The following is an 11420-nucleotide window of genomic DNA, read 5'->3' on the forward strand; positions in this document are numbered from 1 at the left end:
CGCAAAGACGGCGTGAATCACAACATACTGGTATTGCTCAACAACTTTCGGATCGGGCTCTGACATTGATAGAATATTTATGAAGATCTGTTCGAGCGCGGCAGATAGCCTTTCTAGTGAAGTTCAGTCTTTGGCGTATCGACCAGTGGACGCGTAGACGCAGAGGTTGTGCGCGAATACCATATCAGGACGATATTCGCGCTGTGCTTGGGTAAATGATCAGGGGGCGATCGTCGGGTACCGTTCGAGGATCGCGCTGGTCACGCCGTTGGTCCAGCCGAAGCCGTCTTGCAGCGGATACTCGCCGCCTCCGCCGGGCCGTTGTTCCTCCACGTCGTATTTCTCCAGCATCTTGCCGGTATCGTGGTAGGTGACGCTTACCGTCCTGATCCAGCGGTTGGCGATGTCGCGCGCCAGGTCTTGCTCGCCGTAGCGGCCTAGCCCATCGATTGCGACCCACTGGAGCGGAGCCCAGCCGTTCGGGGCATCCCACTGCTGGCCGGTGCGTGAGCCGGTCGTGCGAAGGCCACCCGGCGCGGTCAGCTTGTCCCGGGTGGTGGCAGCAACCGCCTTGGCTTGTGCGGGCGAGGCCATACCGACGAACAGAGGGTAGAGTGTGGCGCTGGTCAGTACGGCGGTGGGCTTGCCGCTATCGCGCGACCAGTCGGCGTAGCGGTTATCCTTGCCGAGCCAGAGATAGCGGTCGACGGCGGCTTTGCGCGCATCGGCACGTTTGGTGAATTCGCGCTGGCAAGGTTGGTCCGCAGCATCGGCGCAGCCCTTGGCGATGCGGGTTTCCATGGCCCAGAGCAACGCATTGAGGTCGATGGGGACGATCGCGGTGGTGCGGATCGTCGAGAGATCGTGCGGATCGGTGAGCCAGCGCGAGCTGAAATCCCACCCGCTTTCTGCGCCGGCGCGCAAGTTGCGGTACATCTCGGCCGCAGGGCGGCCGGGCGTCATCGAGGCGGTCACGCGGTCTTCGGCGAACGATTCATCGCGCGGGGTGTCGCGATCGTCCCAGTAGCGGTTCAGCAGGCTACCGTCCGGCATCGGCATGACGCGTTCGCATGGTTTGCGTGTCTCTTTGGCGCAGGCTTCGCCCGCCATCCAGTAGGCGTGTTCCTTGCGAAGCGCGGCAAGGCGCCGGGCGCGGATGGCTGGATCGGTTTGTTCGGACAGATCCAGCATGAGTGCGAAGAACGGTGGTTGCGAACGGCTGAGATAATACGTGCGCGCGCCGTTCGGAATGTGGCCGTAGCGTTCGATCAGGCTGGTGAAATTATCGATCATGCTTTCGACAAGGTCGGCGCGATTGTCCGCCTTCAGACCCAGCATCGTGAAGTACGAGTCCCAATAGTAGACCTCGCGAAAACGACCGCCGGGGACGACGTAGGATTCCGGCAACGGAAGCGCGGAGGAACCGGGCGGCGGCGTGAGCGGAGGGCGGGTCAGCTGCGGCCATAACGCTACGATGTGGGCCCTGATGGGGGGGCGTTCGCCGGGTCCCGGCGGCACATCGAAATGCCGCTTTACGAAGGCGCGCAGGGCGTCGGGGCCTTGTGGTTGTTCGGTGCGCCAGGCGCGCAGGATGGTTTCGGAATCTTCGCGCGGAACGGCGTCGACGAAAGTCTTGCCGTCCGGGAATATTCGCTCGGTCTGCACCGCTTCGAACAGCGGTCCGAATGACTCCTGCGGGCTTTGCGGGCCTTCTGCCCGGGCCGCGCCGGCGAGAAGAGTGAGAGCCATCGCGGCGGTCACGGCGGGGATGTGCTTGCGCAGGGCGGGCAAGGTGAAGGGCAAGACGGGCATTCCTCAGGTGATCGGGGGGATGCGTTCGCAGGATTGGCGAACGGCGGCGCGGACGGCTTCCAGATGGCGCAGGTTCTCGGCGTCCGGCATGGCATCGAGCATCGGGCCGTAATCGTGCGCGCGGATGCCCTGGCCGGTCATCACGGCGAACCAGCTGGCATCGCGGAACAAGTCCTCGTTCGTCAGCATGATCCTGCCGGAAGCCTCGAACTGGGCAACCTTATAGGCCAGCGTGTCCGGCATGGGTGTGGATTGGCAGTGCTGCCACATCGGGTCGTTGCGGCCGGCGGTGAAGTGGTAGTGCAGCACCAGAAAATCGCGCACGTCTTCCATCTCGCGCGCGAAGATGCGGTTGTACTGTTCAGCCAGCAGTGGATCGCAACTGGCGCGCGGGAACAGAGAGAGCAGCTTGCCGATGCCGGTCTGGATCAGGTGGATGCTGGTGGATTCCAGCGGTTCCAGGAATCCGCTCGACAGGCCGATGGCGACGACATTGCCGATCCACGCGCGCTTGCGGCGGCCGGGCGTGAAGCGGATCAGGCGCGGTTCGGCGCTACGCTCACCGATCGCGGCCAACAGGGTTTCGCGCGCCGCGTCCGGGGACTGGAATCGGCTGGAAAAGACATAGCCGTTGCCCACGCGGTGTTGCAGCGGGATGCGCCAGCGCCAGCCTGCCTCATGCGCGATTGCGCGGGTATAGGGGACGGGTGCGGCATCCGCCGCAGTGGGCGCAGCCCAGGCGCCGTCGCAGGGCAGCCAGTGTGACCAGTCCTCGAAACCGGCCTTCAGCCGGTCCTCTATCAGCAGGCCGCGCAGGCCCGAGCAATCGATGAACAGGTCGCCGGTCAGGCGCTCTCCCCGGTCGGTGGTCAGACTGTGGACGAAGCCGGTTTCACCGTCCTGTTCCACCTCGGTCACTTTGCCTTCGTGGCGGAGTACGCCGCGCGCTTCGGCCTGCTTACGAAGGAAAGCGGCGTAGAGCCCGGCGTCGAAGTGATAGGCGTAGCCAAGGGTGGAGAGCAGCGAGCGCGGATCGTTCGCCGGTTGGATGAAGCGGCGCTGGCGGGCGAGTTGCGTCGTCAGCGAATAGTCTTCGGGATCGGCGTCCAGCCCGCCCAGCCATGCCCGGATCAGGCGATGCGGGAAGGTCGTGCCATCGCCCGGGCCGCCGTATGTGCCGAAAGGGTGGAAATAGGCGTGGCCATCACCCTGCCAACCCTGGAATTCGATACCCAGCTTGTAGGTCGCCTTGGTGGCGGCCATGAATTCGGCTTCGTTCAGGCCGACGAGCTGGTTGTACCAGTGGATCGTCGGGATGGTGGCTTCGCCGACGCCGACCGTGCCGATGGCATCGGACTCCACCAGCCGGATCTCGAACCCCTGGGCTTGAAGCGCTTTGGACAGGGCGGCAGCCGTCATCCATCCGGCCGTGCCGCCGCCGAGAATGACGATGGAGCGGATTGGTGTCCGGTCTGCCACCGATTGGGTCATTGTCCGCAACCCTTTTCCGCCGCCGGGCGCTGGACGGCGAGATACACCGTGCTCCAAAGTTGGGCGGCATTGGATTCATCGACATCCGCGCCACTGGCGCCAAAGGCCACGACGCGATAGGCGCCGTCGGCATGGTTCCATGACCAAAGCTCGGAACTCTGCACGCTGCGGCTGGCGGCGATGGCGTTCCACAGACTATCCTGGGCCTTCAACAACTGGCTGCAGACACCCTTCGGCAGGTCCGTCCGCGCGATTTGACGGGCGAGGCCGGCCGCTGCAAGCGCCTGCTGCCAAGACCAGACTACGGTGCCGTGATAGGCGTTCCGGCCGAACTTGGCCTGCAATTCGGGCGAGGCGAAGACCGGGTTGGCGACCAGCATCCCGGCGCCCGTCATCAGTCCGGCGGGGAAGGCGTTGTCGATTGTCTGCGCGGCAACGGTCAGTTGATCGGCGGTGGGATAGCCGAACATCAGCGCGAAGCCTTCGTCCGAATTGACGATCGGCACGGCCTTGCCGTCGCGCCCGAGTGCCACGGCGTGATAGCGGATCGGGCTGCGGGCTGCGGCAAGCGCGGCGGCGTCCGGCACGCTTTCCTGCTTGGCGTAGGCGGCAATGGCGGCGCGGGCAGCGGCGGGCTTTACCGTCTGCAGGAACAGCGGCGGGGCATTGTCGCGCCAGACCTTGGTTGTCTTCGCAAGGCCGGCAAGCATGGCCTTGTCTTTGGGCGTGGCATAGGCATCCAGCAGGCCGGCGCGGGCCAGAGCGTCGGCGGCATCAAGCGCGGCGGGAACGAGGATGGCATTGACGTCATAGGGATAGCGGCCGCCACCAAGCCCTTCGTTGCTGTCGCGCCATTCGCCCACGTCCATGCCTTCGTGCAGGGCGATCAGGTTCTGCCAGCGCGGATCCTTGGCGAAGGATTGCGCCTGCTGTGCGACGAAGCGGATGTTGGTCATCAGCGCTTCGCCCAGGGCGCGGCCCTCATCCTTCTGCGCTAGGAAGTCTACGGCGCGCGCCTTTCCGCGTGCGTCGTCGAGCAGCCAAGCCTGGGTGACCGGCGCAAGCATGAACGCGCTATCGATCATCGCGTAGTTGAAGGTGGGCGCGTCAGACTTGCCTTGGCCTGCGCGCATGTGATCGAGCACGGCGAATTCGCCGATGTCTTCCTCATGCGCGACATTGCCGTCAGGCGAGAGGCGTTCGAGCACCGCGCGGAGGCCGGTTTCCACGGCTTCCGGTTGCAGCGCCGGCATCAGCATCCTCACCGACATCAGGGTATCGCGACCGAAATAGGTGTTGAACCTCCATGAGCCCGCCATGAACTTCTCATGGTAACTGAGGAATTGCAACGCGGTGCGGGCGGCGGGATCGGCTGCGGCCTTCTCGGACAGCAGCGTTTCGGGTGTGTAGGGCGTCAGCGGCTGTTCGCCGGTGAGCGCGGTCATGGTGATGACGATCCGGCCGTCGGCCCCAGCCTTGATGCGATTGCCGGAGACGGTGCCCTGCTCGACCGTCAGCGCGAGCTTGTAGCCGGGGGCGCCGTCGAGACGGTTTCGCGCCCAGACGAGGGTGTTTGTCTGCGTTTGTCCCGGTACCAGAACTTCGGCAGGTGCCGTACCGAGGCCCTGATAGTCGCGCAGGACGCGTACGCTGGAGAGAACGGCCTGCTTCACCACGAGTTCCGATGCGCGGATTTCGGCCCGGAAGGTGACGCCGCGCAGTGGGCGGCCTTGGGTGTCGGTCTGGGTAACGGGCTGGGGCTGTCCGCTCATCGACCATTCGGCCGCCTGCGGAACTTTCTCGAACCACAGGCCCACGCCGCTGTTGCCCGCCGGGAAGGCGACGATCACGCGCGGATCGTTGCCCGATCGCAGCAGCACATGCGCGGCCACCGGTCCCTGCTGGACGAAAGCGTTGAGGTTCAGCCCTTCCTGCACGGTTTGGGCAGAGGCATGCGGCGAGACGGCGAGGGGGGCGGCGGAAAGCGCCAGCAGAGCCAGTTTGCGAAGAACGGCCATTTTGCGAAACGGGAGACGCATCGGAAAGCTCCATGCAGAAATTGAAAGGCCGCGCTCCGGGAGGAGGAGGAGGGAGCGCGGCCTTCCGAAGCCGGAGCGTGATCGGGGGATCGAAGGGGCCGCTCCGGCTTCAAGTCAGGCCGATCGCCGTGGATGGCCACGGCGATCGGGATCGGGCCTCGTTCAGAACGAGTAGGTGACCGATGCCAGTGCATTTCGACCGGCGATCGCGCGGCCATAGAAGTAACCGTTGACGATCGTCTGCGTCTGGCCCTGGCGTGGGTTGCCCTCGGTAAAGCCCTTGGCGTTCGTCAGGTTGTCCACGCTGACGCTGACGTTCACCTGATCGGTTACGTTCAGGTTCGCGCCGATCGAGAAGACATTGTAGCTGGGCAGGGCGACGCCATTGCCGGAGTCCGCATAGATCTTGCCGATGTACTTCCAGCGGCCATAGATTTCGCCCAGACCGTTCGGCAGCGTGAAAACCGGAGTGACCGTCAGCAGCTTCTTTGGCGTGCGTTCAGGCGTATTGCCTTCATACTGCGGCTGCGCCACGCCGTCGAAGCGCAAGTTGCTGAGCTTCGGATCCTGATAGACGCCCGTAGCGGTGATCGAGAAGAACGAGACCGGACGGAATTCCGCATCGAGCTGGACGCCGTTGGTCTTGTTGTTCGCCAGCGCGTTGGCGGCTTCGGTGGGATCGGTGGGGTCGATGAACTGGTACGACTGGTTCTTGAAGATCGTGCGGAAGCCGACAAGCGATGCATTGAACATCCCCGTACGGAACCGCACGCCGCCCTCGTACAACGTCAGGTCGGTCGGTTTGTGCGTGCCGCCGGTGTCGCCGCCATTGGTCTGAAAACCCTTGGCGCCGCGCACGTAGAGCGAGATATTGCCCGTCAATTCGTAATTCACGCCTGCCGTATAGGCCCAGTCGTGATAGGTCGCGCTGGAATGCGTGTAAGTGCCGTCGAAAGTGCTCCCCACGGTCTGCGCAAGGCCGGGGGTGCCGGCAGGCACTGGCTCGTTGACCGCAGCGGTATTGCCGATGTTCACCGCGACATGTTGATGTTCGTAACGCGCGCCGAAGTCGACGTGCAGCTTGTCGTTGATAACAAGTTCGTCGTTGAAATAGGCCGAGGCGGAGCTGACCTTGTCATTGAAGATGCCCTGGCCCCAGTTGCCATAGCTGAGCATCCCGTTGTTGGTCAGCTGGCCAAGCGTGTTCCCGTTCGCGTCCAGTGCTACCAGATCGTAGATGTGCGAATTGTTCGTCACGTCGTTGATCACGTAGGCAACGCCGGACTGGTCGTTCTTGCGGCGCACGTTGTAGTACATGCCGCCGACGGTCAGCGAGTTTTCGAACCAGCTGCCCTGGCTATCCCACTTCAGGCCGAAATCGCTGCCGAAATCCTTGATAGACAGTGTCTGGTGGTTCAGCACGGTCTGCTGGAGCAGGCCATTGCCATTGAGCGCGTTGAGCGCGGCGGTGTTGGAGGCAGAGATCACCTGCCCGGTCTGCATGTCGCGAATGCCGAACTGCGTGGTGCCGGCAAAGGCCGCGGAACCGGCGGCGAGCAGGTCGGAAACCGGCGAGACGCCCGGCGTCAGGTAGTCGACCGCCGAAGCCAGGCCGGACGTGCCGGCGCCGCTGCCCGGGAAGATACCGTTGAAGTCATACTTGCCGTCAAGATAACGGGCGCGGCCGAACAGCTTCAGTTCGTCATTCACCGGCTTTTCGAAATCAAGACGGAAGGTGTTCGACGTCGTGTGGATGCCGTTGTCACCCCGGAACGGACGGATCGAGCGGCCCGTGGCGGAGGATACCGGCACGCCGAGATACTGGAACGCTTCACCCAGCACGTTGTCGTACTTCAGGTCCAACCCAGGGACGGATCCGATCTTGCCCGATGCGTCGACCGCGAAGGGCATGTCCGCGTAGTAAGGGTCGGTCTCGTCGCGGCGCTGATAGCTGACGCGAACGAAGCCGCCATCGTCGAACCGCTTTTCCAGCGTGCCCTTGATCTGGAAGCTGTCATAGCGGAACGGCGACTTGCGCTGGCCCTTCTGGCTCCAGAAATAGCCGCTGGCGGCGAAGGCCAGATTGTCGGCCAGCGGGGCCGAGAAGTAGCCGTCCACGCGGTAATCGTCATACGTCGTGCCGGTCGCGCGGATCGATCCCGTCGGCTTGTCGTAGCTCAGCTTCTTGGAGACGAAGTTGATCGTCGCGCCCGCACCGTTCGGGGCAAGGATGCCCGAGGTGCCGCCGGCCACCGCTTCCATGCGGTCCACTGAAAGGTCCTGCTGGAAGTAGAAGTCCGCGCCGCCGCCGCCGTAGAGGATCGGCATGCCGTCCTGTTCGATGGTGATGAAGGTCTGCGCGCCGCCGCGCAGGCCGCGCACCGAATAGTTGTTCGATGCCGGGCCGGCCGTGGCTTCGACGAAGATGCCGGGCACCAGTTCCAGCGATTCCGCCATCGAACGCGGCGCCTTGCGCTGCAGGTCTTCCTTGCTGGCCAGCGTGACGTTGGAGGAAGAGTTGAACAGCGTGCGGCGCCCGGAGGTGCTGCCGGTGACGATAATTTCCCGCAGGCTGTCGTCGCTTGCCTCGGTGGAATCGGTGCTGTCTGCGGCTTGCGTGCCGGCCTGTGCCGTTGCGCTGCCGACGCCGGGGGCGGCTTGCCCGTAGGAGGCGCTGGTCATGCCCGCCGGTGCCGAGCCGCCACGGCGCTCTGCCAGTACGGCGGTGCGGCCATCGAAGGAAACGACACGCAAGTCACCGGTGGAGATCAGGCGGCGCAGCCCCTCTTCCACGGTGTAGCGGCCCTGCACGGCGTTGACCCTGCGGCCGTGCGTGGTGTCGCCGGAGGCCAGAACCTGAATCCCGGCCTGCTGTGCGAAGGCAAGGATACCCTTGCCGGCATCTTGCGCAGGAATGTTGAAAGTGTGGAGCTGATCCTGAGCAAGCGCGGGTGCGCTGGCGATCATGGAAACGGTCGCGGCACTTGCCAGCAGAGCCGATTGCACATGAAAACGACGGACGGATCGCATGTTACCTCCCAATTTTCTACGGCCGAACAGTTCAGCCATTTTTTGAGAAAGATGGTCGGCGAAACAGTTTCCGTCAGGCGGGCGGAAAAAATTTACGGCAGCCTTACGGCGCGCCTACGGAACGATACGAATGACGTTGTTATCATGGATGACACGGCCGCCGACCATCGCAGCCGAGGCGGAGGCGAAGCCGTTGATATCGTCCGTCTGGAACGATCCAACCACGCGTTTGTCGGCGAAACTCGGGTCCACGGCGATCTGCTGGTTGTGGTAGCCGTTGAATTCGGCGGCAGCTTGCGACAGCGGTACATCCTCGAACACGATGCGGCCATCGCGCCAGGCAAGCTGCCGCTCGGCCGCCTCGCCGTCCAGCGCGGCCACTGCCACGCCGGCATCGTTGATGCGCACGCTGTGCCCGGCAGTGACGAAAGTGCCTTCCGGCGCTTGTGTCGACCAGACCTTTACCGTCCCTTCGGTAACGACCACTTCGGTCGCCTCGCTCCTGCGGCGCACGCTGAACGCGGTGCCCACAGCCTGCACGTTGACCGAGCCCGCCGTGACGGTGAAGGGCCGGTCCGGCATCTTCGCGACCTGGAACCAGGCCTCTCCCTTCGTCAGTTGCACGTCGCGGCTGCGATCGGAGAAGGCCACGTGCAGTTCGCTGCCCGAATTGATCACCGCCAGCGATCCGTCGGCCAGCGGGATGCGCCGGATCTCGCCGGTATCGGTGCCCAGCGTCGTGCCGCGCGGCCAGAGCGTGAAAGTCAGCGCCGCCGTCAGCGCGGCGGCAATGCCGGTTCCACCAAGTGCTAGGAAACGCCGCCGCGCGAAAGGCATCGCCCAGGCCGGCAAGGCATGATCGTCGTTTGCGAGAGCGTTGCCGTCAGGCGCGCGACCGTCCTCGATCCCCGCAAGGATGCGGCAACGGTCCAGCACGCTCATCGCAGCGCGCGCGCGCAGCAGGGCGCCCTTGTGACGGCGATCCTGTGCGAGCCATTCGTCCAGCCGAACGCGCTCGTCGGCGGCCAGGCCGCGATCCATGGCAGCTGCCCATTGCGAAGCGATTTCGTCGATCATGGCTGCTTGAGTTTCCGGCTCAAGGATTTCGGTCTTCTGCGGCGAACGGGCATCTCAATACGTTCGTCTTCGGTCATCTGTTGGAGGATACGGCGCAGGCCGCGCGCCACTTCGTTTTCAACCACGTTTTCGCTCAACCCCAGCCGGGCGGCGATTTCGCGTTGGGGAACGTCTTCGATCTTGCGAAGCCGGAAAACCTGCCGCGCACGGTCCGGCAGGGCATCGATCAGGCGTTCAACGCGCTGCAGCGCGCTGCGCCCGGCCGCGATCCGTTCCGGCGAGAATTCATCCACCAGACCGTTTTCCATCTCGGCCATCCCGCTGGCCGCGTCGATCCGCACCACACGCTCTCGCCGCAGCTGTTCGAGCACGATGTTGCGGGCGGTGCGAAACAGGTATCGCGCCGGGTCGTCGATATGGTCGACACACTCCAGTTCGGAAATGCGGCAATAGGCCTCCTGGACGACATCGTCGACATCAATGGTTAGGAAGGCCGAACGCAGCCATTTACGCAGCTGCCGTTCATGCGGAAGTATGTTACTGCCTACCCATCCAACCAGATGAAGCAGTTTTGCATCTCCGTCATCGGTCATCCTGAAAATTCCAATTGACTCGAATTTGGTCAAGCCTACGCGGGTGGAACTCCGTCCCTCTATGCAAGCGAGTGGGCTTGTTCAAGCCCGCTCTACCATCGATCATGCTTGCCTGCGGTGGGTGGATGGGAGAGCCTGCGTGCCGCCTGCCGACAACCGCAAATTGCCGTGGTACAAGGCGCGACGGCGGGTTGGTGAGCGTGTCGGGGGCTTAAGGCGGGTTTTCCCAAGGCCTTCATCCTTAATCCGCATTCGTCGGGGCGAAGGTATGCGTTGCTTCCGGCTGTTAGCGCCGACAGAGACGCCGGCCGCTGCCCTCGACGTGCGTATGGATGGATGCAACGTGATGGCAGGTTTGAGCAAAATCCCCCATATGTCGCCGCATTAATGAAGGGCGGGTTCCGCGGAAGGCGCTTGGTCTCGCCAATGGCCGCTATGACGGCGGGTTCGGATTCATAACGGGGTCAGGGGACTTTGACAGCTATGCGCCCTTTCTTGTCATTCCGGCACGCTGTGCGGGATCCTGAAAGCAGCCATTCAATTCGCCTTTACCGCGAGGTCACTCGGCAGCATTGTAAGGTCCGCAAAGAGCCGCTGGAGTGATAGATGGCTGAGGCACAGAAGTCAGAAGACATCGGCATGAAGCGTGGTCGCGCGATCGCACAGCTCACACCTACGCGGCAACTGGATATAATCGCTCAGGGGCTGCCAATCTTGCTGAAGAGTGCTGACGAGCTTATGACGGCTGCTGAAGCACTCGATGATCATCCTAGGGCAGCAGCAATCCTCATCGGGCAGGCGACCGAAGAGTTGTCGAAGGTTCTGATCCTTATGGACATCGTACGTTGCCCTCCGAAGGCCCGCGGCGGGCTGATCGGTCAGATGTTCAAATGGTTCTATGAGCATCTGCCGCGTTTGCTCTATGCCGAGGCCCAACACTGGAGGCCAACGACGGTGGCGCAGCTCCAAGAATACCTCGACAACAGCCGACGCTCGCACGACGTCGACGGCTTTGCCGGCGAATTCATTATGCCGAACTCGACGCTATTTGCTCGGGAAAATCGGCTCTACGCCGACATCGTCACGCATGAAGATGGCGAGCTAATCTGGAGTGAACCGTCGGACTGGATGCCAGCAAGGTTCGCCGGGGGACGCATCTCGATCTGGTATGTGGCAAAGGCCCTGAGCGACGTGGGAGCCTTCAGCCGGGCAGGGCTGGATATTGTCTCTCAGGTCTGGAGCGCCGTCGATTTCGCAGGCGAGACCGAGTGCTATTCTGTTCCTCGCAACCTGACGCAGCGGATGCTTGAACGACTTAGAGCCCGATTCAAAAGTTCCTCAGGCGTAGCAATACCTTGCGGTTCTGCGGATGAGCATG

At 63.3% G+C, this 11420-nt stretch carries 7 protein-coding genes; 1 reads left to right on the top strand and 6 read right to left on the bottom strand.

The features are described from left to right. Positions 1-219: 219 nt before the first annotated feature. From treF to NTCA1_RS27000, 6 genes are all read right to left on the bottom strand, one after another. Positions 220-1803 carry an alpha,alpha-trehalase TreF gene (treF, locus tag NTCA1_RS26975; protein ID WP_255490645.1) on the bottom strand — a complete coding sequence of 528 codons (1584 nt, stop codon included), beginning with the start codon at positions 1801-1803 and terminating at the stop codon, positions 220-222. Positions 1804-1815: 12 nt separating this feature from the next. Further along, the gene (locus NTCA1_RS26980; RefSeq protein WP_133084772.1) at positions 1816-3303 is read right to left on the bottom strand and encodes a tryptophan halogenase family protein; all 1488 of its coding nucleotides are present in this window, start codon (positions 3301-3303) and stop codon (positions 1816-1818) included. Continuing rightward, a complete protein-coding gene (locus NTCA1_RS26985) occupies positions 3300-5342 on the bottom strand; it encodes a hypothetical protein (protein ID WP_236549600.1) in 2043 nt (680 codons plus the stop codon). The genes NTCA1_RS26980 and NTCA1_RS26985 overlap by 4 nt, the downstream gene beginning before the upstream one ends. Before the next feature lie 162 nt (positions 5343-5504). After that, on the bottom strand, positions 5505-8372 hold the full coding sequence (locus NTCA1_RS26990; protein WP_133084771.1) for a TonB-dependent siderophore receptor: 2868 nt from the start codon (positions 8370-8372) through the stop codon (positions 5505-5507). Positions 8373-8486: 114 nt separating this feature from the next. After that, positions 8487-9449 (bottom strand): FecR family protein, encoded by a 963-nt coding sequence (locus tag NTCA1_RS26995; RefSeq protein WP_133084770.1) that lies wholly within the window; start codon positions 9447-9449, stop codon positions 8487-8489. After that, positions 9446-10042, bottom strand: coding sequence for an RNA polymerase sigma factor (locus NTCA1_RS27000; protein WP_236549601.1), 597 nt, complete (start codon positions 10040-10042; stop codon positions 9446-9448). The genes NTCA1_RS26995 and NTCA1_RS27000 overlap by 4 nt, the downstream gene beginning before the upstream one ends. 606 nt (positions 10043-10648) lie before the next feature. Between NTCA1_RS27000 and NTCA1_RS27005 the strand changes: the two genes are divergently transcribed. After that, positions 10649-11420: hypothetical protein (locus NTCA1_RS27005; RefSeq protein ID WP_159832379.1), on the top strand; the 772-nt coding region annotated here is incomplete at its 3' end.

Source organism: Novosphingobium sp. TCA1 (assembly GCF_009811895.1).
Classification (GTDB): Bacteria; Pseudomonadota; Alphaproteobacteria; order Sphingomonadales; family Sphingomonadaceae; genus Novosphingobium; species Novosphingobium panipatense_A.

Bases quoted from the DNA above. Each gene is read 5' to 3' on its own strand.
- NTCA1_RS26980 (WP_133084772.1), bottom strand. From the start codon at position 3,303: ATGACCCAATCGGTGGCAGACCGGACACCAATCCGCTCCATCGTCATT.
- NTCA1_RS26985 (WP_236549600.1), bottom strand. From the start codon at position 5,342: ATGCGTCTCCCGTTTCGCAAAATGGCCGTTCTTCGCAAACTGGCTCTG.
- NTCA1_RS26990 (WP_133084771.1), bottom strand. From the start codon at position 8,372: ATGCGATCCGTCCGTCGTTTTCATGTGCAATCGGCTCTGCTGGCAAGT.
- NTCA1_RS26995 (WP_133084770.1), bottom strand. From the start codon at position 9,449: ATGATCGACGAAATCGCTTCGCAATGGGCAGCTGCCATGGATCGCGGC.
- NTCA1_RS27000 (WP_236549601.1), bottom strand. From the start codon at position 10,042: ATGACCGATGACGGAGATGCAAAACTGCTTCATCTGGTTGGATGGGTA.